Source organism: Amedibacillus sp. YH-ame10, assembly GCF_053848885.1.
In genome coordinates, this window is the sequence record NZ_JBSPFA010000013.1 from 1 (window position 1) to 24,135 (window position 24,135).

The window sequence follows — 24,135 nt, forward strand, 5'->3', positions numbered from 1 at the left end:
ATTTGGAGTCATAAAAGAGAATAATCAATATGACCGATTTCATAGAAGAAACATTAAAAATGTAGAAATGGAGTTTCAATTGGTGTGTATAGGGTTCAATCTTATGAAATATCATAATAAAAAGAATCGTCAAAAACTACAGTCTTAAAGTTTTCCACAATAGAAGTATTTTTCTTATACCCTTTTTTAAGCTTAATGAGCTTATTTTAACCTATATGACTCATATATATGAAAAAAAGAGGTCGTAACCTCCTAGGCATCATCTGAATTTCCAAATGTGTCTATTTCGTTACAGCCTCTTTTTTTTCATGCTTTAGGGATTGAAAAAGAAAAAAATGGAAATATAATCATAAGTAAAAAGAAAGATGTTATAATAGGCATCTTTCTTTTTATAACATGTTATGCTATATTTATATCAAGGAAGACGATGGAAAGGGGATTTCTATGAAAACATCTGATCATAAAGCACCACTATATCTACAAGTGTATCGTGAGATTCAAAAACGAATTGAAAATGGAGTATATAAAGAAAATGAACTAATACCTTCAGAAGCTTCATTACAAAATGAATTCAACGTATCACGAATCACCATAAGGAGAGCACTACAAGATCTTGAACTAGCTGGTTTTATCAAAATCAAAAAGGGAAAAGGCGCTCATGTAATGACACAGCGTAAATATTCAGACTTGGTTGGTGTGAGTAGTTTTTCACAGGATATTGTAAAACTTGGAGAACGTCCTTCTTCCATCATTTTAGACTTTGAAGAAATACCTGCATCTGGTGTAGTATGTGACTATTTACAGTTACGCGAAGGTTCTATGGTCTATCACTTAAAAAGACTTCGTCTTAAGAATGGTAGAATCATAGGGATAAATGAACAGTTCATATCGCAAGAGCACGGCGTTGTGATTGAAGAGGATAAACTTGACGAAAAGACCTCTGTCTATGCTTTATATGAAGAACAAGGTTTTCATATCGATCGTGCAGTTGAAACGATTGAAGCTGCAATACCTTCAGCTTCAATAAGGAAAGAATTATATATGAAAGAGGGAGAACCAGTGTTTCGTCGTGAACGTATTACCTATGATCATTTAAATCGTCCTTTGGAATTATCTATCAATGATTACAAGGCGGATGAGTATAAATATGTTATTGCGTTGAAAAAGGGATAATTGATGCATTAAGATTATTTTTTAAATTGAGTAAAGAACAATGTATTCTTTAAAATAGTTTTAGTAATTGAAGCCTGAGGGCATTCTATCTACTACCTATTTTATGGGGTACATTTTATTTTTATATACAAGACTTTCACAATTATAATTATATCTATTGACAAACATATTATAATAAGTTAACATATGTTTGTAACATGTTATATCATGATAAAGTCAGGAGGGATAATCTTTGATAATGTATGACATTCATTCCCATTTGGGAAAGACAAGCTCAGGAGAAGAAAATTCGCCTAGTGAACTCGTCAACGATTTAAAGAAGTATGGTATCACAAAGGTTGGTATTAGTTGTCTGTCGGGGATATCAACGCGTTACCAAAATGATTTTATTTATCAGGCAATGTGTGAGTATCCTGGCGTTATAGAAGGATATGCCTTCATTAACCCAAAGGATGGTGATGCGCTTCAAGAAGTGGACTTATGTCTTGGTGAGTACAAAATGAAAGCAGTAAAATTTCATTCTTGGAAGCACGGATATTATCCTGATAATACGCCAGCACTAGATGCCATTCTTGAAAAGATAGAAACCTATGGTGTACATGTACAAACACATGTAGGGACCGCTCCAATTTCAAGTCCATATGTATGGGCAGAGCATGCGCGTAAACATCCCAATCTACGTTTCGTCTTTACACACATTGGATATTATGAATTTGGCATGTCTACTATCCAGGCAATAAAAGACTTACCAAACGTATCCGTAGAAACATCTGGACAAATGGATATCAACGTCTTGAAATGTGCAATTAAAGAACTTGGTTCAAAAAGAGTTTGCTTTGGTACGGATTGGCCATATAAGCCCGTAAATATTGAAATTAGTAAATTTGAAGAATTAGGTTTAAGTGAAGAAGAGAAAGAAGATATCTTTTATCGCAATGCAGAAAAGCTTTGGGAGAAAAAGCTAGAAGGAGAGAACTAACATGAATATAACTATATTTCGTATTGATGATCGTCTGATTCATGGACAGGTAGTAACTGCATGGATTGCATACTCTGATGCAAAACAAATATTGGTAGCCGATGACAAAGCTGCCACTGATAGCCTACAACAGTCGTTGTTGAAGATGGCTACACCAAAGAGTGTGAAGTTAGACATTATGTCTTTAGAAGATGCAAAGTTAAAAATAGAAACAGATGCCAGCGATACAAAAACGTTGTTGTTAGTAAGAGGCCCTGCACAGGCGCTAACTTTAATTGATGCTTGTAAAGAAGTAAATAGTATCAATATCGGGAATTTAAATATGAAAAAAGGGAAACGCAAAATTCTTGATAATTGCTGGGTTGATGAAGATGAAGTTAGCAATTTGAAAAAGCTTGGTGAGAAAGTAGAAGTTGAAGTTCGTGCAATACCAAAAGATCGAAAACAAAATCTGATGAACTTATTATAATCAGAAGAAAAAGGAGAAAATTACATTATGAGCTTATTTATGCAAGCATTACTTGTTGCTGTTGCAGTTACAGTGGCATTTATAGATGCACATACTACACAGACACATATCTTCCGTCCAATCTTCATTGGACCAGTAGTAGGGGCTATTATGGGGGATTTTCAAACAGGGTTACAAGTAGGTGTTACCGTTGAGTTGATGTTCTTAGCAGTTATATTTGTGGGTACAGCTGTTCCACCGAATCCAACCATTTCCACAGCAATAGCAACAGCAGTCGCAATCCTTGGTGGAGGTGGTACTGAACTCGCCGTAGCAACAGCATTGCCAGTTTCCTTTATTGGGCAAATTGCGGAAACAGTACAAAACTCAGTTATCAATGTTTGGTTTATGCATAGAGCGGAACGCGCAATTGAAAAATTAAATGTACGTGGTTTGATTATGAATAATATTATCTTAACCATGGTCATGAATGCAATATTATATGGTGTACCAACGTTCTTAGCAGTATATTATGGTTCAGATTTTGTAGCTTCTATCATTCAGGCAATACCAGATAAAATTATTACTGGTTTATCTGTAGGTGGTAATATGGTAGGTGCTGTAGGGTTTGCGTTATTACTAAGTTCAATTAAGAATACTACTATGTGGCCATTCTTATTCTTAGGATTCTTCTTTGCTGCTTACTTACATATCAATATGATCGGTATTGCAATGTTGGCAGTTGTATTCTCTGCTTTGTACTATTATTTCAAATTAGCAGATACGAAAGAAAAGGAGTAAATGTATGGGACAGAAAAAACTTACAAGAAAAGATTTATGGCACGTATTCTTTAATCAACTTACAATTCGTGGTGCCAATAACTATGAACGTCAACAGAATGCAGGCTTTACACAAGCGATGATGCCTGTTATTGAAAAAGTTTATGATAATGACGATGACAAAAGAGAAGCTTATGAACGTCATATGGAATACTTTCTTACCAACGATATCACTTCTGCTATTCCAGTGGGTGTGGCAGCGGCTATGGAAGAAATGCATGCCAATGATCCAGATATGGATCCAAGTTCTATCAATGCAGTAAAGACAGCGTTAATGGGTCCTTTGGCAGGTTTAGGAGATTCATTGTTAAATGGTACTGCAAGACCAATTCTAGCAAGTTTAGCGATTTCTTTAGTAAATGCTGGTTTAGGTTGGGTTGGACCAATTATGTTTGTGGTAGGTATGAGTATTGTATCATTAGGAACACGTTATCTAGGTGTATTTCAAGGATATAAACAAGGTATTAAGTTAGTAGAAAAAATCAATTCAAGTGGATTGATCAATAAGGTTACAGATATTGCGGCAATCGCAGCGTATACCATTGTTGGAGGCTTCATTCCAGCACTTGTAGTTATGTCTGTGCCAATTGAAATTAAATCTGGAGAAACAGTTATCAATATTCAAGAAACATTAGATGGTTTAATGCCAGGAGTATTAGGTTTAGCATATACATTCTTAATGTATTATTTAATTACAAAGAAAAAAGTTTCCGCTATCAAATTGATCTTTATAACAATGGTAGTTGCAGTATTAGCAGTGTATGCCGGTATCTTAGGTTAAGAAAGGAGTGGTGAAAGATGATTGATATTCATTCACATATCAATCTGTTAGATGGTGAATTAGATTTTGATGAATTGCTTACAGATATGGATCGTTATTCTATAGATAAGCGTGTTATTTCATATCTAGCATATGATGAAATACAAAAATACAATCATTTGATTGCGGATGCCATAAAGAAATATCCAGATCGTTTCGTAGGGTGTGCAATCATCAATCCTTGTTTATGTACAGCATTAGAGGATATCAAAGATGCTCTATCTATGCCTTATATTAAAATGATTGAGTTTAATTCATTTGAACATGGATATTATCCTGATCATTGTGCAACATTAGATTCTATATTTGAAGAAATTAACAAACATAAACTACCTGTGAAAATCTTCAGTGGTCTAGGGGCAAAAAGTTTACCTCAACAATGGGTTCGTTATGTGGAAAAGTATCCAGATATAAACTTTATCTTCTTGCATATGGGATGCTTTGATTATGGATATGGTTGTATCGATATGGTGAAAAAGTATCCAAATGCACTTGTGGAGACAAGCAATCAGTATGAACTACAAATTTTACGCAAAGCGTTTGAACAATTGCCTTCGCAAAAGATTTTATTTGGTAGTTGTTATCCGGAAAGACTTACAAGGAGTGCAATTGAAGTGTTTGAACTCTTTGATATAAAAGAAGATGATTTGTATAAGATACAACATGAAAATGCACAATCTTTATTGCAAAGAGGTAGTTGATATGTACCTAATAAATAAAGAAAAGGCTCGCTCTTGTTTGAGTGAAACGTATCAACAAATGTTTGATGATATTGTATATCAACGCGTGTTGGGAGCGAGCACACATATTAAAATGATAGGGGAAATGATAGAAGATATCTGTTCACAGGCATTATCTTCAAATGTTACAACAAAAGATTTAATTGAGAATATAGAAGAATTAACAAATTACTTTATACATACACGTGGCGAAGCGAGTCAGGCAATCACAAATGCAATATATGTTATGATACAAGGGCTTCATGAACATGTACATAAAGGTGTATCACAAGCGGTTCATGATATCATCGATATAAAGAATCAATATCATCAAAAAGCAAAAGCTGCGAGTGAACTTGCGGTAGGATATGCCATCGAGATAGGGAATCGAATGGAACGTATTCTAGTGTTTGATTATTCAAGCTCCGTGGAAGCATTTCTTCGTAATATAAAGGGAGAAAAACTTATCTATATTGCAGAGAGTAGAATTATCAATGGTGGAAAACCTTTTGTGAAGGCATGTGTGGAACGTGGTCATAAGGTGCATTTTATTCCAGATGCTTCTTTAATGTACTATATGAAAGACTGTGATGGAGTTTTTATGGGTGCAGAAACATTATTACCTGATGGAACAGGCTATAATACAACTGGTTCTGATATCGTAGGAGTGCTATGCGACTATTATAAAATTCCATTGTACTTTATTTCCCCCCTTATAAAAACAGATATACGACCAGTTTATGGGAAAGAGAAACCATTGGTATACAACGATTTAAAAGAAAAACTACAAGAAATAGCTGATCCAGATAATATAGGTGTTGATATCGATTATCTCACTCCAGAATTAGTTGGGGTAGCACCTCAGTTTATACGAGCATTTATTACAGAGGAAGGCGTCATTCCAAGTGGCGCTATGTACGAGGTTTGTATGAATTATATGAAGGATTTGAAAGGAGGATTGTAATGTTTAAACCAAACTGTACGGCTTTTGCGATGATTCAACCATCCCCTTTACCAGGGAGTTATCGTCATGTGGATAAAACGATTGATACCATTGTAAAAGAAGTATTAGAAGAAACAAAAATGATTGTGGACAATGGTTTTGATGGAGTAATTCTTCAAAATATGAATGATATGCCTGTAAAACAACAGGCGAATCCTGAAGCAATTGCTTATATGACAAGAATCGCTTTTGAGATTAAACAAGCATATCCAAAACTAGTGCTAGGTATCTTAGTAAATTGGGATGGTGTTGCTAGTCTTGCGGTTGCGGATGCAATTCAAGCAGATTTTGTAAGAGTAGAACATTTGTTTACAGGAGCTAGTGTTACTAGTGCAGGCTTTTTGGAAGGGCAGTGTGTAGAAATTGCGAATCTAAGAAAACGAATTTTATCGAAGATTCCAGTGTATGCGGATATCCAAGAAATTCATGGAATACCACTAGGTGCAAAACCAGTTGATTTTGCGGCTTGGGAAGCGGTTCATGAAGGGTTTGCAGATGGTTTGTTCGTCTCTGGTAAGACAGCGGAAGAAAGTCTAGAAATGGTACAAGCTGTTAAGAAAAGGGTGCCAGGAATACCAGTCATCCTTGGTGGTGGAGCTACTGGAGAAAACATCGAAGAATTATTGGGATATTATGATGGTGTCTCTGTGGCTACGTGGGTTAAAAATGGAGATATGAAAAATCCAATTGACGCAAAACGAGCAGAAACATTTATGCATGCAGTTCATCGTGCGCGAGAAAAAAGGAATGATAAAAAATGATAGGAATCATAGTAAGCGGTCATGGTAATTTTGCCACAGGTATGAATAGTGCAATGATGTTATTAAATGGAGATTGTGAAGAATTACGTTGTATCGATTTTCTTGAGGGAACTTCGTTTGAAGACCTATGTGATACGCTCAATCAAATGATAGAGGATATGAATATGGATCATATTATCGTGTTAACAGATTTACCTGGTGGATCTCCATTCAAAGCTGCTGCATTAGCAACCGTAAAGTATCCACATGTAAAGGCAATGACAGGAATAAACTTCCCCCTTATGTTGGAACTTGTATTAGGAAAGGATTATACAGATGATATAGATGCATTAATCGAGAAAGCAACTGAAAACGCAAAAGATGCGTTAATGGAAATCAAATTAGAATTATAAAAAGAAGGTTATCGAAACCTTCTTTTTAACGTATCATATCCATTCCTTTATGAAGAAAGGGAACTTTTAAAATGCAAAAGACGCTCATAGAACCAACCACATTTAAAATGAAATCATCTATATCCATTGCCCCAGTTCCACTTAGAAATTGAAGTATCTCTACACATGCGACTACAATACTGATAATTCCTAAAAACCGCAAAAAGGTTATATTTTTATTTATGACCTTCATAAAGAACGCAAAGGGCATAAACGCAATCAAATTTCCAAATATATTAACGAACGAATATTGTCCATATGCTTGATCATTATAAACCGTTAACATATCATCGATAGAAGAAAAAGGTTTCAAATTTACACCATATTCCCATGTACTTCGCAAATAAGACAGGTACTCATCTAAACTTTGAACATACAATCCTCTTCTGTTAAAGTTTTTGGAAAAGAATAAGAGATATGCCAAGAAGACCAAATAGATAATGAAGATAAAGTACCACATGTGTTTTTTTTGTACAAGAAGGAAATTATTTTTGCGAAGAAGGTAAACAGATAGAAACGTTGATAATGTAATAATTACGGCTATGTTGAATAAGGTGGAGGTATGTATAAAATCATTCATATGAAAAATAAATAAGTAAAAATATAGGATGGTAAAGCTAATGGCAGCTATGCAACATACTGCAGTAGAAATGTTTTTTTTAGATATTTTCATAAGCTGCCTCCCTTGTTTTCTTATCATACAAAATATTGATTCACTTAACAAGAACAAAAAGCTTAACATTTCCTTAATAATAGAAATGGCATATACAAATCGCGATTCTGTAGTATAATATCATTGTATATTATGTTCAAAATCATAATTATATATGATTTTACATACGTTAATAAATGAAAGTAAACAGGTGATCCATATGAAACAGAAAGATAAATCTGCTAATTCCATTAACATAAAACAGTACTATGAAGAAAAGGGCTATCGATTGTTAAATAAATCTGATCTAGTCAACCGTTTTTTCTCTTTTGCAGTGGATGTTATTGTGATGTTGGCGCCTATTATGATATGGGATATTATCATGATGGCAGTTCTAGGAAGTATCGTAAGTGTCTCTGGAATCGTAATTGTAAATATTATCATAGGTATCCTATTGGTATGTACAATCCTTTGTTTGAATGCTTATATATATACGCAAACAGGTGGACAAAGCTTAGGAATGCGTATGTTCAAGTATAAAGTGATTTCAAAGAACGGAAAAAATGCCTCAAAAGGGAAATTGATTTTAAGAGAAGTTGTTGGATTCGATATTCCTTTTGTTGTGTTAATGATTTTCTTTAATGCTTTTGGAGTTGTATTCTATTGGGGAATCAATGCTATCGTTTTGATTCTAAATAATAAACAACGCACACTTGTAGATTTTATCTTTGGTACAAGCGTTGTGGGTCTTGTGGAAAATGTACAAGTTTCCAAGAGATCAGTTGAAGGTACACAAGTAATCACTCCTAAGAAAGTGGTTATGGAAAACTGTAGATTCGATCTTCATTTGCACTCTAATTTTAGTGTAAATGGGGAATATAATATAGAAGAAATTTTCCAGATGGCTGCGAAGAAAAACTTAAAAACTATTTCAATTACAGATCTTGATTGTGCAAAACAAAATAGCATTGCGATGCGTATGAGTAAACTGTACCATGTAAACTATGTTCCAGGTATTGAGATTAACTGTGATTTACATGGATACCGTATTCGTGTATTAGCATATTTTATCCAATACAATAATGAATTATTCGCAACTATTGAAAATGAAAGCTTAGTAAATGAAAAGAATGCAAGTATCGAACGTGTGCGTAAATTTGAAAAACTACTAGGTCAACGTATTGATATTGATCGCTTATTAAAAAACAATCGTTTCCAAAAGATTCCTGGAGAACTTATCGCAAAACATGTATTAACTCGTTCAGAGTATGAAGATTGTCCACTTTTACAACCATATCTTATGGGAAGTAAAAAAGAGCAAGCGGTACGCAATTTGGTGAAGGATTTCTTTGCCTATGGAAAACCTTGTTATGTAGCAGTAAAATATCCATTGTTGGAGGATGTGTTAGATGTTATCCATTTAACAGAAGGTGTGGCAGTACTTGCATATCCAGGAAAACTATTAACAAATGGAGAACAGTTAATGAATGAAGCAATTGGTATGGGCATCGAAGGTATTGAAGTATTCCATCCAGCTCATAGCAAAAAAGAAATGGCAGACTTGTTGCAATATGCAATGAAGCATAAACTATTTATTACTGGTGGTAGTGGATTCTACAATGAAGATGGTGGCGTTCAAATGGGAGAATTCCATTGTCCTAAAGATGCACAACGAATTATAGAAGAATTTATAGAAGCCAAAGCATAGGATGATGAAATATTCATCCTTTTTTATTTATCTAATAACAATGTTTGACATTCATCGAATATATGGTATTATATAGATGTCTAATACCGGAGGTAGATGAGTATGAAACAAGGATATCGTATTATATTTAAACAAAAATTATTCATGCGAAGTATTTTTGCAAACTTAATCAATCGCTTTGGGGATTCTGTGGATGCGATTGCGTTTAGTTGGCTCGTCTATGCAATTACAAACTCTGCAGCATGGTCTGCTATTGTGCTTGGTGTTAACTTATTGCCAAACATTGTTGTACAACCAATTGCTGGTGCCATTGTAGAACGCCTATCTAAGAAAAGAGTGATTGTTGTTTGTGATATTGCACGAGGAATTATGACAGCGTTCATTCTGATACTTTACCTGGGAAATAACTTATCTCCATGGGTATTACTTGGAATCACGTTTATAAATAATACATTTGAGGCTTTTCGTTCACCAGCCACTACGTGTTTTTTACCTTTGATTTTAAAGGAAGAATATTATGAATTTGGTTTATCATTTAATCAATCAAGTTCTCGTATTTGTGAACTTGTAGGACTTGGTTTGGCTGGTGTGATTATTGCGACTTTTGGAATTCAAGGAGCAATCATAATTGATATGTTGACGTTCTTCTTTTGTGCCGCTATCATTTCAGGTGTTCCAGTGAAAGAAGAAATACAAAAAACTACAAGTACAGTACTTAAGAATATAAAGGTATGCATTTCAGATCTGAAAGATGGATTACGCTACCTTGTAAAATCAAGAATATTATTCACGATTTGTATGATTGCGTGTATTCTAAATATGGCGCTTGTGCCTATTAACTCCTTTCAGGCTCCTTATATCAACGGTACACTTAACGCACCAGCATATGTCTTATCGATGATGTCGATGGGAATGAGTATTGGTATTGCGATTGGAGCATTTCTATATCCATACATTCATAAGGTCATTAGTAATCGAATGATCTTATTAGGCGGAGGAGTTGCGATTGGAATTTATTATATCACTCTTACCGGGATTTCCTTATTGAGTAGCTTGATTTTAGTGATGATTTCGATTGTTATAATCAATGTTATTTTTGGTATTTTTTTAGGAGCGATGATTGCGATGAATGGAGTTGTTCTTATGGAGAATGTGGAGAAATCATATCTTGCGAGAGCTAGTGCCATCTATGGTGCCCTCGCAATACTGGGCATGCCAATATTGTCTTTTATTATGAGTGGAATTAGCAACTATGTGGATGTCCCCACAATATTCACGAGCTTTGGCGTGTTTACAATTCTTATCTTTATTGGTATGATGTTCGTAAAGTCTATCAAAGACATATAGTGAGGTAAGTGGAATGGCTGATTATAGAATGCAAACTCAAATCATATATGAGTGTGTAAGTTTTATAGAACAATTTGTAAATCATGGAGAATATTTTAGTGGACTTGAACGTTTTTGTGTAAATGATCAAGAAAAAAAGACAATACAACATTTGAGAGAAGTCTGCAAGTGTATAGGGGAAACATTTATGAAGAAATATGCAGATCAAGTCTTTCTGTTTACCTATATCAATCCAGAAAAATGTATATCTCCAGTAAAGGCACTCTTATTTGGGAAGTTAGATTTTCTAGGTACGGACTATAAGAAACAACTACAAGATTTTGAAGCATACTATTTAGAGTCCCCCATTCGTATATTAGATGAATTTCTTGAAAGCGAAAAAGGACAGCCGATTGAAGAAAATATGGAAATGTCACAATATATGCAGGCGATGAATGAATTATTAATAAGTGATGAAGTGAAATGGAAACTATATTCCTTACAAAATGAAATTCCTCAAATTTGTAATGTATTGAACGATATGGTGGAATGTAGTATTTCCATTCTTGAGAAGCATCAAGATCTTTATGATGAATTTCTAAGTGTTTATAGAGAAGAAATTGAACAGGCAAAAGAAAAGGGATTTTCCGAGTCATTGACGCAGGCAATCGGTTACTATACAACAAATGAAGAAATTTATTTGATTCCTTCTGTAGCAGCCTGTAAAACGATTAGTTTTATTGATCAAAAAGAAGGGAAAGAATGTATCTTATACGGAATAGGGGCATATCGTAGAATTTGTGCTGATGCAAATATTCGTGATGAAGATATTTGTAGTACGTTAAAGCTTATCAGCGATAAAAGCAAGTTTGATATTTTGCGTTTTATTGCACAAGATAAAGCTTATGGAGCACAGATTGCACAAGAGTTAAAACTATCAACTCCAACGATTTCATATCATATGCAAGCACTCTTATGTGCACAACTTGTAACTTATGAAAAAAGTAACAACAAACTCTATTATGATTTAAATAAGGATTATCTAAGGACTTTCCTACAACAAGTAAAGGAACGTTTATTAAATGAATAAGCACAAGAAATCCATATTTATCTTGTGTTCTTCATAAGAATTCTATATAATACTGTTAAAGGTTAAGATAGGAAGAGTATTTCTAAAACATTGCGTAGAGAGTGGACATTTGGTGAAAGTCCAACATTGGGATAGAGAGAACATGGACCTAGAACCGTTTTTCTGAATAATTAAGAAAGAACGTAAATCGGCGTTAACGATTTGAGGTATGCTTGCATACGAATAAAGGTGGTAACGCGAACTTTCGTCCTTTGGCGGAAGTTTTTTTATATCTAATAAGGAGGTAATGATTATGTGTAATGAATGTAAAAAAGGGAAGTATTATATCACAACGGCAATCGCTTATACGTCAGGTAGACCGCATATTGGGAATACATATGAAATTGTTTTGACGGATGCAATCGCAAGATACAAACGTCAACAAGGGTATGATGTGTTCTTTCAAACAGGAACAGATGAACATGGACAAAAAATTGAAGAAAAAGCGAAAGAAGCTGGCATCACACCAAAGGAATTTGTGGATGGTGTCGCAAAAATTGTAAAAGATAACTTCGATATGATGAATACATCGTATGATTATTTTGTACGTACGACAGATGATTATCATGAACTACAAGTTCAAAAAATATTTAAGAAGCTTTATGAACAAGGAGATATTTATAAGAGTAAATACGAAGGAATGTATTGTACTCCATGTGAATCTTTTTGGACGGAGAGCCAACTTGTGGATGGAAAGTGTCCCGATTGTGGTGGAGAAGTTCATAAGGCAACGGAAGAAGCTTACTTTTTCAACTTACAAAAATATGCAGATAAATTGATTCAACATATTGAGGAACATCCTGAATTTATTCAGCCAGAATCTCGTAAGAATGAAATGATCAATAACTTCTTGAAACCAGGATTACAAGATTTATGTGTTTCTAGAACATCTTTTAAATGGGGAATCCCTGTAGATTTTGATCCTGATCATGTGGTCTATGTATGGATTGATGCATTAAGCAATTATATTACATCTCTTGGTTTTGATGTGGATGGTAATCATGGAGAGAACTATAAGAAGTTCTGGCCAGCGGATGTGCATATCATAGGAAAAGATATCTTACGCTTTCATACTATCTATTGGCCAATTATGTTAATGGCATTAAATGAACCACTTCCAAAACAAGTATTCGGTCATCCATGGCTATTAGTTGGAGATGGAAAAATGTCAAAATCCAAAGGAAATGCCATTTATGCCGATGAACTTGTAAAATACTTCGGAGTAGATGCTGTTCGTTACTTTGTATTGCATGAAATGCCATTTGCACAAGATGGTACTATTACATGGGATCTATTAGTAGAACGTATCAATTCAGATTTAGCAAATGTTCTTGGTAACTTAGTAAATCGTACAATCTCTATGCAGAATAAATACTTCAATGGAGTTATTTCCAATCCAATGGAAGGTGATCCATTAGATGCAGAATTGATTGAACTTGCGATTGCGACAGTACACAATGTAGAAGAAAAGATGGATGGACTTCACGTTGGAGAAGCTATTGATGAAATCTTCACATTATTAAAACGTTGTAATAAATATATCGATGAAACGACTCCATGGGCACTTGGAAAAGATGAGGCACAAAAAGATCGTTTAGCAACTGTACTATATAATCTGTTAGAAAGCATTCGTTTTGCGGCAGTCTTGTTGCATAGCTTCATGCCAGAAACATCAGAGAAGATTCTAGAACAATTAAGTACTTCTAGAGATAGTGTGGATTCTTTAAAAGAGTTTGGACAATTAGAATGTGGTCATACCGTTGAGGCAAAACCAAGTATTCTATTTGCTCGTATTGATCCAAAAGAATTTATGGACACATTAGAAGCTGATCATAAACAAGCTGAAACTAGTGCGAAACCTGAAAAGAAGGCACCTGGAAAAGAGGAAATCACAATCGAAGACTTTACAAAAGTAGAGTTGAAAGTTGGGACAATCTTATCCGCAGAAAAGCATCCTAAAGCAGATCGCTTGTTAGTGGAAAAAATTGATCTCGGTGATGAAGTACGTCAGATTGTAAGTGGGATTGCGGGAACTTTTACTGCTGATGAAGTTGTTGGTAAGAAAGTAATTGTTGTCACAAATTTGAAACCAGTTAACTTACGTGGGGTAGAGAGTCAAGGAATGATTCTTTGCGCGAGTACAAAAGAAGACTTGGATATTGTTACGATCTTAAAAGATCTTCCTAATGGAACAAAAGTTAGTTAAGTAAAAATGCAGAATTTTCTGCATTTTTTTTAATCTCTTTAGGCATAATTCCTGTGATTAAAAATTTTAGTTGAATATTAATGTTGACACATCTCGAATAATGATGTACTGTATTAGTGTAAGTAGTACACTAATACAGTTGGAGGCGATACTATGTTTGTTGTTGATACGCACAGCAAGCTTCCCATTTTTGAACAACTTAAGAAACAAATTTTGGAGTTCATATCCATCGGAATCTTATCCGCTAATGATCAATTACCAAGTGTACGATCTTTAGCAACACAGATAGGTGTAAATCCCAATACAGTTTCAAAAGCATATCAAGAATTGGAAGAACAAGGTTATATCTATACAGAAAAAGGCAAGGGATGTTTTGTTAGTGATAACGAAACAGGCCAATTGATTAAGGCGCAAAAACTCCTTGATTTTCAAACTTCTGTAAAAGAAATGAAACAGCATCATATTCAAAAAGAAGAATTACTAAATGTAATTCAAGATGTTTATAAGGAGGGGATAGAGAATGATTAAGGTACGTTCATTAACAAAGAATTTTGCAGAATCAGTCGTACTTTCAGATGTAAACTTAGAAATAAAAGAAGGAAGTATCTATGGCTTGATTGGTCCAAATGGTGCAGGTAAATCTACTCTTTTAAAAATTATGGCAGGAATCATTAAACCAGAGATTGGAAATGTTTTGATTGATAATGAGGTTGTCTTCGATAATCCAGAGGCTAAGAAAGAGATTATGTTATTAAGCGATGATCCATTCTTCTTCATGAATGCGACCATAAAGGATATGAAAGACTTTTATCAAGCTTGGTATCCTTCCTTTGATGAGGACGCTTATAATCGCTATATTCAAACATTTCGTCTGAATGAAAAAAAGCAGATGAAGAATTTTTCCAAGGGAATGAAGCGTCAAGCATTCATTGCGATTGCATTAGCAATTCGTCCTAAGTATTTATATCTAGATGAAGCATTTGATGGGTTGGATCCAATGATGCGTTTAATCTTCAAACGCGCAGTTGCGGAGCTTTTGGAAGATTCCAATATTACGATTATCATATCTTCCCATAACTTACGTGAACTAGAAGATATCTGTGATACCTTCGGTATATTAGAAAATGGACAAATTAATACTTCTGGATATATTGATGAAGCAAAAGATAATCTGCATAAGATTCAACTTGCGTTTAAAGAAGAAGTGAAAAAAGAAGATTTTTCAGAATTGGATTTATTATCCATTCAGATACAATCACGTGTTGTAAATATTGTGGTGCGTGGAAATATAGAAAAAATAAGCAATTATCTAGATTCTATGCATCCACTTATGAAAGAGGTTCTAGATGTAAACTTAGAAGAATTATTCTTATATGAAATGAAAGAAAAGGGGTATGGCGAATATGACGAATGAAATTAAGCGTTATGTAACGTATTTTGCGAAGAGCAATCTTAGAGTCTTCATTCTTGAAATGATTATCATGTTTATCCTTATTCCATTTGTTGTATATAACGAAGCGAATTCTTTGAGGGATTTGAGTCATGGAAGAGAATACTTTACTACAATTGCATCTATGTCGATTTTCATTATGTTTGTACTTTCCATAGGGACTCCGCTTTATATCTTTCGTTACTTGCACAGGAAACAAAGTTGCGACTTATACTTTTCCTTGCCAATTAAAAGAAGCCATCAATTTATAGTACATTATATACTTGGTGCAGTATTAGCGCTTATTCCCTTGTATATCAATGGATTTGTGGCAACATTTATTGTATGTATAGGAAATCCTAACTTAATTATTTCTGCATTGGGTTTCTTTGGTACATTAACAATTTCATTTTTAGTCCTATACTCATTCTTTACCTTTTTAGTCCTAAAATGTAATAATTTATTAGACTCTATTATTATTTCAGGAGCTTATGTTGTCTTGCCAATTTTTATGATTATGTCCCTAGGGATATATTTAAGTTCTAACTTCTTACAAGTATTCGTAAGCTATATTAATATCGCTAATGAACTAGTTTTTGCTGAAAAAATTATCACCTTTATATTATATCCTTTTGTGGCACTCTCTTATTGTATAGAAGGTAATAATTATTTATTATCTATTACGACAATAGAAATAATTATGTATTCTATATTATGGATATTGATAGGTGTGTTTGTTTTCTATATTGCTAGAAAGGCATACATTGCACGTAGAGAAGAAGATGCAGAACAACGTTCAACGGCTTTATGTACGTATCCATTTGTGATTATGGCATCAACGATTTCTTTTGTATTACTCGCGTTTGCCTTAGATGTATCCATAGTTGCGCCTACGATTATCATATTTATTCTATATATCATTATGATATTCTTTGCGAATCGTAAAATCAAATTACGCTTAAAAGACATCTTATTCTTTGGCTGTATTTGTATATCCGTCTTTGGTTTTAGCTTTATGTTTCAACAAACGAAGGCGTTTGGATTGGTAAAAGAAGTTCCATCACTTGGAAATGTGATATCTGCAAATGTGGAAATTATGGAGTATTCTATGGAGTCAGACAATGGGTATTATGAATTTAATGTATCCTCTCAAAAAGACCTATCCGCATTTTTAGATTTACATGAGAGGCTAATGAAAGACAGCACTGAAACAATGGGAATCGATCAAATAGAAATATACATCGAGTATGATTTGAAAGATGGAAGAGAAATCCATCGCAATTACAGTATGTATAAAACTGAATTAGAAAATTTGTTGAATAACATTGAAGAAATAAAGAAATAGTATTACTATTTTGACTTCAAATTATGATAAATTCCTCTTGCGTAATTTTATAAGTGTTGTTATAATGATATAGCACTTACTTTAAACCCACCTGAGGTTTAAGGCGGAAGGAGAATAATTATGAAAAAAGGAATACATCCAGAATACAACCGTATCATTGTAAAATGTACAACTTGCGGAGCTGAATTTGAAACAGGGTCTATTGCAAAAGAATTACGTGTAGATACTTGTTCAAACTGCCACCCATTCTTCACTGGTCGTCAGAGATTTGCTGCTGCACAGGGACGTATCGAGAAGTTTAACGCAAAATACGGAATGAAATAAGAAAAATTTACAGGAAATGGAAGATCGATAAGGTCTTCTTTTTTTCTTTTCATTTAACTTCAAATATAGGGTTAAATCCGTTATAATAGATAAAGATGAATATGAGGTGAAGAAGATGTACCAGCAGTATAAAGAAGGATGGTTAGAAGTGATCTCTGGTTGTATGTTTGCAGGGAAAACGGAAGAGCTGATTCGTAGAATCAAAGTGTTGGAATATGCACATAAAAAAATTGCAGTATTCAAACCAAAGATTGATAATCGTTATGATGAAAGTTGTGTTGTTTCCCATTGTGGAAGTATTGTAGATAGCTTTTCCATTACAAAAGCAAAAGAGATCTTTGATTATATCGATGATAGTTATGATGTTATTGCGATTGATGAAGTGCAATTCTTTGATGATGAAGTAGTGGATATTTGTGATTATTACGCTGATAAAGGAAAGCGTGTTATGGTAGCTGGTTTGGACATGGATTTTCGTGGAGAACCATTTAGTGTTATGCCGAAGTTATTTACTCACGCAGAGTTTGTCACGAAACTGACTGCAGTTTGTATGAAGTGTGGAGCACCTGCAACTCGTTCACAACGTTTAATTGATGGAGCACCAGCCAATTATAATGATCCTATTATATTAGTAGGTGCTAGTGAACAATATGAGGCAAGATGTCGTCATTGTCATGAAGTACCAGGGAAAGTTAAGATAAAAAAATAGAGTCCTTAATGGGCTCTATTTATATGCTTGAAAATCTTTGATAAATGTTTCTGTGCCACTTTCTGTAAGTGGGTGAGCAAGTGATTTCATATATAAATCATATGGAATCGCAGCATAATCAATATGTAGGTTTGCCAATTGCTCTAAGTGGTGAAGGTGCTTAATAGAAGCCCCTACGAGCTTTGTCTTATATCCTTTCGCAACAATCAAATCTTGAATATCTGCGATTATCGATAAAGCATCCACACCAATTTCTTCATTTCTACCGATAAAGAAAAAGATATAATCACACCCTGCATTGATTGCGGCAAGTGCCTGAGACATATTAAATACGAGTGTTAATGCAGTAGATACACCTTGTTTAGACAATGTGTTTGTTAAACGTAAACCATCTTTTGAAAAATTGATTTTGATAACGATGTTAGGGTTTTTCGCAAGAAATGCTTGTGCTTGCGCTAACATTTCTTCATAGGTACCAATGACTTCTGCACTTAGAAAAGGCACTTCATAATGTTGAACTTTTTGAATGAAATCTTGAATTGAGATTTCTTCTTTTTTATACATACTTGTATTTGCGGTAATTCCACATGCTCCTAAAGATAAAGCATCTTCGATATGTGAAATGTTCGCATCATCAATGAGATATAACATATACATCCCTCCTAGCATAACTATACCAAAAAAGAAGAAGAGAAAGTTCTTCTACCGTGAGAGCTTTCTACCTCAATGAAGCGGTAAAATATACACACTGTTCTTTTTTTCCTTAATGATATGGAAACAGACTCATTCTTTATCCATCACTTTCTTGGTATTTGTTTATTATAATGAGTATGTAAAAGAATGAGGAGGTATTGTATGTTTCATTATTATCAACCAACAAAGTTACATTTTGGTGCAGGCATCTTAGAAGAACTAGGGAATGCTTGTAAACAGTATGGAAGCACATGTCTTTTGGTAACGACGCCAGATGAACCGCTTCAACCATTGTATAAAAGAGTAAAAGGATTATTAAGTGATGCTGGAATTGATGTAATACATTTTGATCAAGTAGCACCAAATCCAACCGTTGAGATTGTAGAACAAGGTCGTGAGGTTTTACGTCAACACACATTTGATTTTGTCCTTGCTTTAGGTGGAGGAAGTTCTATTGATACTGCGAAAGCAATCGCATTTACCAATGGAATTGAAACCCTTAATTGGGATGATTTATTTGCATTTGATTCCCCATTTGGTTCTTATCCATCTTATAGTGATAAGCATTTACCACTTTTGAGTATACCAACGACTTCAGGTACAGGTTCTCAAGTAACACAAGCAGCGGTGATTACGAAGGGGAAAGAAAAGTTAACATTCTTCCATAGTGATAACTTCTCGAAAGAATGTTTTATTGATCCTGAATTGATGACAACTCTTCCAAGAAGAATGAGTGCCGCAACAGGTTTTGATGCTTTCACACACGCATTTGAAAGTTATATCAATGCACGTGCATCACACTATAGTGAAATGGATTCTTTGGAGGCAATGAAACTTGTTATTGATACATTGCCAAACGTATTAGAGGATCTAGGGAATGTAGAATATCGTACAACCATGTGTCTTGCGGATACATTAGCTGGACGTGCTTTAGCAAATTCAGGTGCTAGTGCACCACATCCATTATCTGAAATCATTGGTGGTATTTGTCATATTACACATGGTGAAGCACTTGCAGTTGTTTTCCCTCCATTTATAAAACAAATGGATACAAAGTATCATGATAAATTTCAAAAGGTTGCACAATTATTTGGAAAAGAAGATCTTTATGAAGCCATGGTTTCCTTCTTGAAAACCATTGGATTGTATAAAACACTTGTTGATTGTGGTGTTGACGAAGAAAGTTTCCAAGAAATCTTAGCGTGTCCTGTTCTTGACCATCTTCCATTTGGGACAAGAGAGGAATTAGAAGCTATCTTAAAAGAGGCTTATGGAAAATAATATCCGTGTTATCGGTTTAGATTTAGATGGCACACTGTTACAAAGAGATAGAACAATAAGCGAAGAAAATAAAAAAGCAATTAGGGAATGTTTAGATAAAGGTATCCAGGTGTATTTGGAAACAGGGAGACCGTATTGTTTCGCGAAAATGATTGCTCACTTAGTCGATGATCGTATCAAAGTGATAGCTGGAAATGGTGGTATATACGAGATAGGGAATCGTTGTATCGAAACAGCTATTGATGCAGAGGCCTTAAAAGAAATTGTATCCGTACTACAAAAGTATCAGATGCATGCATTTCTCAAAGGAAAACGCTTCATTTACACACAGGAATCCTATGATGAACGGTTTTTATACGATCATATGAACGAGTGTTTTCAAGATGATTATAAAATAAAGTCCTATACGCAAATACCATGGGATGAACTTGCGGTCGTTGCGAAGGATGTTTTAAAGATATTGGTCTATCATAAAGAAGAACATCTTCTTGAACAAGCAAGAAATGAAATAGAATGTATAGAGAATTGTGAAATAACAGATTATCAAAAAATCAGCTTTGATATTACTGCTAAAGGGATACATAAAGGAAACATCATAAGAACAGTCTTAAAAGAAAACGGATTTACAAAAGACAACTTCATGGCAATAGGAGATGGGAATAATGATATTCCTATGTTTGAAGAAGCTAGTATTGCTGTTGCGATGGGAAATGCAACAGAAGAAGTAAAGAAACATAGTAGTTATGTAACAGATCATTATCTAGAAGATGGTGTGAGCAAAGCAATTCGCCATTTTATGAACATATAGGTCATTTTGAATCTTAAAAAAGTACATCAAATCCTAAGAGATGAGGTGTACTTTTTATGTTTGGCGTAAGAATATATCATGTATTTAATAACGCTGTTTTACGAATAGGTTACGCACTTCATTTCGTAACTGAGAAATGAAGTTTTTACTTGGTATCATCGGGATTAAAAAGATAGGGATATCCTTAATCGGTGGTAGTTGGAAAGTTGTGAATATAAGATTATATTCAAAAGTATCCTGCATAATGAAATCTTGATAACGAATCTTTTCAATGATAACAACTTCCGCAATATGAGCTTCAATCAATGAACAAGCATATTTTAATTCACTAAAACGATGTTCATATAAAAAGAGTACGCGAAGTGGCTGTAGTGTTTTTTCTAATGCAGAAGCGATATGTATTGCGATATAAGCAATTTCATCATCTGGAAGTACAACATTACATAGTTCCTTTGTGATTGGATTAATATTGGATGCTATGGCGTATGGTTCATGAAAATCCTTTTTTATTTGTTCACAAAAAGGATTGTAGTGATCATAATAAAAAGCTGTTTTTTCTAATATTTTAGAAAGGTGATAGAACAGTCCCGATTCGAAGTTTTCTTTATCACTTATAGTGTAAACACTATAAATAATTGGAACGAATTTCTCAATCACTTGTTTTGCTTGTTTGTTTGCTAGCGCGGAATTAACGATTTCCGTGTTTGTGAACTTTAAGGTCATAAATAAAGATGTCAAATAATAGATTTCTTCATCATAGATTTTAATATGAAACAAGGATTCGAGGGTGTGTATGGAATCGGATAGCTTTCGTATAAAAGAGAAGGATTGAAGTTTATCTTTGTCTTGTTGGGAAAAGCTAACATACCCGCCTTGTTTTATGCGATCTATAGAAATATAAAACATAAGACGTAAGTACGATGTATCATTCATAGCGAGAATAATGTTATTCTTTTCTTCAAACTTTGTAAGGATAGATAGTATTTTCTTATTTGTGCTGTTTGAGGAATAAGCATTTTCTATATATTGTTTAAAGTCATTTTGAATAATGGTAATTTTATTAGAGTGAATGAAATGAAGAAGTTGATACAAAGCTTTTCGTCTTCTTTTCTCACCCTCACTTAATAGGATACCTTTTTTATGATGTACGGTTAATTCTAAATCAAAATCTTTTAAAAAGAGATTTGCTTTTTTTATATCTTGATAAAGAGAACTTCTTGATACATAAAGTTCAGATTCTAGTTGATGCATACGGATGGGATAGGAGTTATGCAAGACTTTAAATAAAAGATAGTACACACGTTCTGCTGGGAGAGATTTTACATTTTCTGCAATTTTGTTATGAAGGTGATGTTGTAATAGTAGAAGTTGATCTTGATTACCCAATAAAGAATAGCCAGAACCTGGTTTACTTATCAATTCCACATGAAAATCAGTCAATACTTCTTGCGCATAAAGTAAATAATTACGTACTGTTTTTTCTGAGATGTTAGAACGTGCAGCAATTTCTTTTGCACTGATGTAATCACTATAAATGATTACATCTAGAATCTTATAAAGAATCGTACTTTTCATAGTATCCTCCATCTTGCTACTCTTGAAAATTACACTAGTATCATCTATTCTTAGTATAGCATAAAATTCTATAGACTAGTTTGTACAGTTTTACCTTATCGTAATGGTAATTATTGAATAATACAAACGCTTACAATTATATATAATAGGATTATCAGGAGGATAGTTTTATGAAAGAAAAACTTAAAGGAGCATTTCAACAATTTGCTGGTGCAATGATGGTTCCTATTATTGTACTCGTTATGGCTGGATTCTGTGTAGGATTCGGTGCACCACTTGCCAATATTTTATTGGAGAAAGGAAGCTTTCTTCAAATCATTTTCTCTATGATTTCAAACATAGGAAGTATGGTAATGAAGAATTTACCGTTTTGGTTTGTCATTGGTATATCCTTTGGTTTAGCTAAACAGGAAAAGGGATGGGCAGCTTTCTCTGGATTTATCATGTATATGTTGGTCAATGTATGTATTAGTACATATGCAGGAGCAAATGGTTTCACAGCAGAAAGTGTTACAGTAAAAAATCTAGTGGATACAATGGGATATACTGTAAATGAAGCTAAAGATTTCTCAAGTTTATGGACACAAATAGGGGGTATTTTTACCTTAGATATGAGCATCTTTGGAGCGTTGGTTATCGGTATTGTGACAGGGATTGTGCATAATAAAATGTATGCATTAAAACTACCGAACTTCTTATCCTATTTTGCAGGACCACGTTCTGTTATTATGATTGCGCCACTTATTGCGATAGTTTTAGGGATTATGTTCTATTATGTATGGCCATTCATGGCAAGTATCATGCGTATGTTAGCTACTTTGATTTCAACATCAGGACTGTTTGGAACATTCTTATATGGAGCATCTGATCGTGCATTATTGCCTACAGGACTACATCACTTGATTACCTTACCATTACGATATACTGATTTAGGTGGAAGTATGATGGTGGATGGAACCTTGTATGAAGGTATTAACTCTATCAATATGGCGCTTACTTCTTCCGTTGATGCGACTGGTTATTTGATTCGAGATTTTACTTCTGGAAGAATCTTATCTAACTTTGGTTCATTGCCTGGTGCTGCACTTGCAATGTATGTTTGCGCACGAAAAGAAAATCGAAAGAAAGCAGCAGCTATCTTGATACCTGTAGTCGCAACTGCATTTCTAGTTGGTATTACAGAACCAGTAGAATTTACAATTTTATTTGCAAGTCCATTGCTTTACTTCCTTGTACATGTTCCACTTTCAGGGTTAGCATTTGTCCTAACAGAACTTACAAAAGTATCTATACAAGGATTTGCTACTGTATTTATGATACCGAATCTATTACAACCAGATAAGGTTCATGCTATGTCTTTACTTGTTTTAATTCCACTTTTCTTCGCAATGTACTTCTTTATCTTCCGTTGGGCAATCTTGAAGTTTGATATTAAGACTCCAGGAAGAAAAGAGAAAGAAGGATTCAAACTTGTAGGAAAAAAAGATCTAAAAAAAGATACATTACAAAACAAAGATATTGATATTAGAAGTATGGAGATTACAGAAAACTTAGGTGGAAAAGAAAACATTGTACTTGTGGAAAACTGTGCGACTCGTTTAAGAGTGAGTGTAGTAGATAGTACGAAAGTTTCACCAGATGAAGTTTGGATGGAATCACTTGGGGCAATGGGTGTTGTGAAGTTCGATAAAAAATATCAAATTATATTCGGACCACAGGTCATCAGTATTGCCTCAGATTTAAAGAAATATTTAGGCATAAGCTAGGAGGCAAATT

At 34.1% G+C, this 24,135-nt stretch carries 25 protein-coding genes and 1 other annotated feature; of the genes, 22 read left to right on the plus strand and 3 right to left on the minus strand.

Features of this window, described 5'->3' with window-relative positions; all coding sequences use genetic code 11:
* The first annotated feature begins 10 nt into the window (after positions 1-10).
* From ACWG42_RS06840 to ACWG42_RS06885, 10 genes are all read left to right on the plus strand, one after another.
* Complete coding sequence (locus ACWG42_RS06840) at positions 11-148, plus strand: transposase (protein ID WP_455791195.1); 138 nt, start codon at positions 11-13, stop codon at positions 146-148.
* Between the two features lie 248 nt (positions 149-396).
* Positions 397-1,173 carry a GntR family transcriptional regulator gene (locus tag ACWG42_RS06845; protein WP_455791104.1) on the plus strand — a complete coding sequence of 259 codons (777 nt, stop codon included), beginning with the start codon at positions 397-399 and terminating at the stop codon, positions 1,171-1,173.
* 238 nt (positions 1,174-1,411) lie between these two features.
* Positions 1,412-2,152 carry an amidohydrolase family protein gene (locus tag ACWG42_RS06850; RefSeq protein ID WP_455791196.1) on the plus strand — a complete coding sequence of 247 codons (741 nt, stop codon included), beginning with the start codon at positions 1,412-1,414 and terminating at the stop codon, positions 2,150-2,152.
* A gap of 1 nt (position 2,153) precedes the next feature.
* Positions 2,154-2,621, plus strand: coding sequence for a PTS system mannose/fructose/N-acetylgalactosamine-transporter subunit IIB (locus tag ACWG42_RS06855; RefSeq protein ID WP_455791106.1), 468 nt, complete (start codon positions 2,154-2,156; stop codon positions 2,619-2,621).
* A gap of 27 nt (positions 2,622-2,648) precedes the next feature.
* Positions 2,649-3,401, plus strand: coding sequence for a PTS mannose/fructose/sorbose/N-acetylgalactosamine transporter subunit IIC (locus ACWG42_RS06860; RefSeq protein ID WP_455791107.1), 753 nt, complete (start codon positions 2,649-2,651; stop codon positions 3,399-3,401).
* Positions 3,402-3,405: 4 nt separating this feature from the next.
* Positions 3,406-4,221 carry a PTS system mannose/fructose/sorbose family transporter subunit IID gene (locus tag ACWG42_RS06865; protein ID WP_455791108.1) on the plus strand — a complete coding sequence of 272 codons (816 nt, stop codon included), beginning with the start codon at positions 3,406-3,408 and terminating at the stop codon, positions 4,219-4,221.
* 17 nt (positions 4,222-4,238) lie between these two features.
* Positions 4,239-4,961, plus strand: coding sequence for an amidohydrolase family protein (locus ACWG42_RS06870; protein ID WP_455791109.1), 723 nt, complete (start codon positions 4,239-4,241; stop codon positions 4,959-4,961).
* A gap of 1 nt (position 4,962) precedes the next feature.
* Positions 4,963-5,943, plus strand: coding sequence for a hypothetical protein (locus ACWG42_RS06875; RefSeq protein WP_455791110.1), 981 nt, complete (start codon positions 4,963-4,965; stop codon positions 5,941-5,943).
* Positions 5,943-6,743, plus strand: coding sequence for a BtpA/SgcQ family protein (locus ACWG42_RS06880; protein ID WP_455791111.1), 801 nt, complete (start codon positions 5,943-5,945; stop codon positions 6,741-6,743). The genes ACWG42_RS06875 and ACWG42_RS06880 overlap by 1 nt, the downstream gene beginning before the upstream one ends.
* The gene (locus ACWG42_RS06885; RefSeq protein ID WP_455791112.1) at positions 6,740-7,135 is read left to right on the plus strand and encodes a PTS sugar transporter subunit IIA domain-containing protein; all 396 of its coding nucleotides are present in this window, start codon (positions 6,740-6,742) and stop codon (positions 7,133-7,135) included. The genes ACWG42_RS06880 and ACWG42_RS06885 overlap by 4 nt, the downstream gene beginning before the upstream one ends.
* A gap of 25 nt (positions 7,136-7,160) precedes the next feature.
* On the opposite strand, the gene ACWG42_RS06890 is transcribed toward ACWG42_RS06885, so the two are convergent.
* Positions 7,161-7,847 (minus strand): VanZ family protein, encoded by a 687-nt coding sequence (locus tag ACWG42_RS06890; protein WP_455791113.1) that lies wholly within the window; start codon positions 7,845-7,847, stop codon positions 7,161-7,163.
* 199 nt (positions 7,848-8,046) lie between these two features.
* Here ACWG42_RS06890 and ACWG42_RS06895 point away from each other — a divergent pair, with 199 nt between their 5' ends.
* The 9 genes from ACWG42_RS06895 to ACWG42_RS06935 all read left to right on the plus strand — a co-directional run bounded on the left by ACWG42_RS06895 (position 8,047) and on the right by ACWG42_RS06935 (position 18,002).
* The gene (locus ACWG42_RS06895) at positions 8,047-9,534 is read left to right on the plus strand and encodes an RDD family protein (RefSeq protein ID WP_455791114.1); all 1,488 of its coding nucleotides are present in this window, start codon (positions 8,047-8,049) and stop codon (positions 9,532-9,534) included.
* Between the two features lie 102 nt (positions 9,535-9,636).
* Entirely contained in the window at positions 9,637-10,881 is a 1,245-nt protein-coding gene (locus ACWG42_RS06900) for an MFS transporter (RefSeq protein ID WP_455791115.1), read from the plus strand.
* Positions 10,882-10,894: 13 nt separating this feature from the next.
* A complete protein-coding gene (locus tag ACWG42_RS06905) occupies positions 10,895-11,950 on the plus strand; it encodes an ArsR/SmtB family transcription factor (protein ID WP_455791116.1) in 1,056 nt (351 codons plus the stop codon).
* A gap of 55 nt (positions 11,951-12,005) precedes the next feature.
* Positions 12,006-12,205: a binding site (T-box leader), on the plus strand.
* A gap of 37 nt (positions 12,206-12,242) precedes the next feature.
* Complete coding sequence (gene metG / locus ACWG42_RS06910; protein WP_455791118.1) at positions 12,243-14,195, plus strand: methionine--tRNA ligase; 1,953 nt, start codon at positions 12,243-12,245, stop codon at positions 14,193-14,195.
* A gap of 153 nt (positions 14,196-14,348) precedes the next feature.
* A complete protein-coding gene (locus ACWG42_RS06915) occupies positions 14,349-14,723 on the plus strand; it encodes a GntR family transcriptional regulator (RefSeq protein WP_455791119.1) in 375 nt (124 codons plus the stop codon).
* Positions 14,716-15,609, plus strand: coding sequence for an ABC transporter ATP-binding protein (locus ACWG42_RS06920; RefSeq protein ID WP_455791120.1), 894 nt, complete (start codon positions 14,716-14,718; stop codon positions 15,607-15,609). Before ACWG42_RS06915 ends, ACWG42_RS06920 begins: the two co-directional genes overlap by 8 nt.
* Positions 15,590-16,969 (plus strand): hypothetical protein, encoded by a 1,380-nt coding sequence (locus ACWG42_RS06925; RefSeq protein ID WP_455791121.1) that lies wholly within the window; start codon positions 15,590-15,592, stop codon positions 16,967-16,969. Before ACWG42_RS06920 ends, ACWG42_RS06925 begins: the two co-directional genes overlap by 20 nt.
* Before the next feature lie 120 nt (positions 16,970-17,089).
* On the plus strand, positions 17,090-17,293 hold the full coding sequence (gene rpmE / locus ACWG42_RS06930; RefSeq protein WP_455791122.1) for a 50S ribosomal protein L31: 204 nt from the start codon (positions 17,090-17,092) through the stop codon (positions 17,291-17,293).
* A gap of 115 nt (positions 17,294-17,408) precedes the next feature.
* Positions 17,409-18,002, plus strand: a complete 594-nt coding sequence (locus tag ACWG42_RS06935; protein ID WP_455791123.1) for a thymidine kinase — start codon at positions 17,409-17,411, stop codon at positions 18,000-18,002.
* A gap of 15 nt (positions 18,003-18,017) precedes the next feature.
* On the opposite strand, the gene ACWG42_RS06940 is transcribed toward ACWG42_RS06935, so the two are convergent.
* Positions 18,018-18,653 (minus strand): transaldolase family protein, encoded by a 636-nt coding sequence (locus ACWG42_RS06940; protein ID WP_455791124.1) that lies wholly within the window; start codon positions 18,651-18,653, stop codon positions 18,018-18,020.
* A 204-nt stretch (positions 18,654-18,857) separates the two neighbouring features.
* Between ACWG42_RS06940 and ACWG42_RS06945 the strand changes: the two genes are divergently transcribed.
* Both ACWG42_RS06945 and ACWG42_RS06950 read left to right on the plus strand, forming a co-directional pair.
* Complete coding sequence (locus ACWG42_RS06945) at positions 18,858-19,976, plus strand: iron-containing alcohol dehydrogenase (protein WP_455791125.1); 1,119 nt, start codon at positions 18,858-18,860, stop codon at positions 19,974-19,976.
* Positions 19,966-20,784, plus strand: a complete 819-nt coding sequence (locus ACWG42_RS06950) for a Cof-type HAD-IIB family hydrolase (RefSeq protein ID WP_455791126.1) — start codon at positions 19,966-19,968, stop codon at positions 20,782-20,784. Before ACWG42_RS06945 ends, ACWG42_RS06950 begins: the two co-directional genes overlap by 11 nt.
* A gap of 84 nt (positions 20,785-20,868) precedes the next feature.
* Here ACWG42_RS06950 and ACWG42_RS06955 read toward each other — a convergent pair whose 3' ends face one another.
* Entirely contained in the window at positions 20,869-22,359 is a 1,491-nt protein-coding gene (locus tag ACWG42_RS06955) for a BglG family transcription antiterminator (RefSeq protein ID WP_455791127.1), read from the minus strand.
* Positions 22,360-22,529: 170 nt separating this feature from the next.
* On the opposite strand from ACWG42_RS06955, the gene ACWG42_RS06960 reads away from it, so the two are divergent.
* Positions 22,530-24,125, plus strand: coding sequence for a PTS transporter subunit EIIC (locus ACWG42_RS06960; protein ID WP_455791129.1), 1,596 nt, complete (start codon positions 22,530-22,532; stop codon positions 24,123-24,125).
* Positions 24,126-24,135: the final 10 nt, after the last annotated feature.

Bases quoted from the DNA above. Each gene is read 5' to 3' on its own strand.
- ACWG42_RS06845 (WP_455791104.1), top strand. From the start codon at position 397: ATGTTATGCTATATTTATATCAAGGAAGACGATGGAAAGGGGATTTCT.
- ACWG42_RS06850 (WP_455791196.1), top strand. From the start codon at position 1,412: ATGTATGACATTCATTCCCATTTGGGAAAGACAAGCTCAGGAGAAGAA.
- ACWG42_RS06855 (WP_455791106.1), top strand. From the start codon at position 2,154: ATGAATATAACTATATTTCGTATTGATGATCGTCTGATTCATGGACAG.
- ACWG42_RS06860 (WP_455791107.1), top strand. From the start codon at position 2,649: ATGAGCTTATTTATGCAAGCATTACTTGTTGCTGTTGCAGTTACAGTG.
- ACWG42_RS06865 (WP_455791108.1), top strand. From the start codon at position 3,406: ATGGGACAGAAAAAACTTACAAGAAAAGATTTATGGCACGTATTCTTT.
- ACWG42_RS06870 (WP_455791109.1), top strand. From the start codon at position 4,239: ATGATTGATATTCATTCACATATCAATCTGTTAGATGGTGAATTAGAT.
- ACWG42_RS06875 (WP_455791110.1), top strand. From the start codon at position 4,963: ATGTACCTAATAAATAAAGAAAAGGCTCGCTCTTGTTTGAGTGAAACG.
- ACWG42_RS06880 (WP_455791111.1), top strand. From the start codon at position 5,943: ATGTTTAAACCAAACTGTACGGCTTTTGCGATGATTCAACCATCCCCT.
- ACWG42_RS06885 (WP_455791112.1), top strand. From the start codon at position 6,740: ATGATAGGAATCATAGTAAGCGGTCATGGTAATTTTGCCACAGGTATG.
- ACWG42_RS06890 (WP_455791113.1), bottom strand. From the start codon at position 7,847: ATGAAAATATCTAAAAAAAACATTTCTACTGCAGTATGTTGCATAGCT.
- ACWG42_RS06895 (WP_455791114.1), top strand. From the start codon at position 8,047: ATGAAACAGAAAGATAAATCTGCTAATTCCATTAACATAAAACAGTAC.
- ACWG42_RS06900 (WP_455791115.1), top strand. From the start codon at position 9,637: ATGAAACAAGGATATCGTATTATATTTAAACAAAAATTATTCATGCGA.
- ACWG42_RS06905 (WP_455791116.1), top strand. From the start codon at position 10,895: ATGGCTGATTATAGAATGCAAACTCAAATCATATATGAGTGTGTAAGT.
- metG (WP_455791118.1), top strand. From the start codon at position 12,243: ATGTGTAATGAATGTAAAAAAGGGAAGTATTATATCACAACGGCAATC.
- ACWG42_RS06915 (WP_455791119.1), top strand. From the start codon at position 14,349: ATGTTTGTTGTTGATACGCACAGCAAGCTTCCCATTTTTGAACAACTT.
- ACWG42_RS06920 (WP_455791120.1), top strand. From the start codon at position 14,716: ATGATTAAGGTACGTTCATTAACAAAGAATTTTGCAGAATCAGTCGTA.
- ACWG42_RS06925 (WP_455791121.1), top strand. From the start codon at position 15,590: ATGGCGAATATGACGAATGAAATTAAGCGTTATGTAACGTATTTTGCG.
- rpmE (WP_455791122.1), top strand. From the start codon at position 17,090: ATGAAAAAAGGAATACATCCAGAATACAACCGTATCATTGTAAAATGT.
- ACWG42_RS06935 (WP_455791123.1), top strand. From the start codon at position 17,409: ATGTACCAGCAGTATAAAGAAGGATGGTTAGAAGTGATCTCTGGTTGT.
- ACWG42_RS06940 (WP_455791124.1), bottom strand. From the start codon at position 18,653: ATGTTATATCTCATTGATGATGCGAACATTTCACATATCGAAGATGCT.
- ACWG42_RS06945 (WP_455791125.1), top strand. From the start codon at position 18,858: ATGTTTCATTATTATCAACCAACAAAGTTACATTTTGGTGCAGGCATC.
- ACWG42_RS06950 (WP_455791126.1), top strand. From the start codon at position 19,966: ATGGAAAATAATATCCGTGTTATCGGTTTAGATTTAGATGGCACACTG.
- ACWG42_RS06955 (WP_455791127.1), bottom strand. From the start codon at position 22,359: ATGAAAAGTACGATTCTTTATAAGATTCTAGATGTAATCATTTATAGT.
- ACWG42_RS06960 (WP_455791129.1), top strand. From the start codon at position 22,530: ATGAAAGAAAAACTTAAAGGAGCATTTCAACAATTTGCTGGTGCAATG.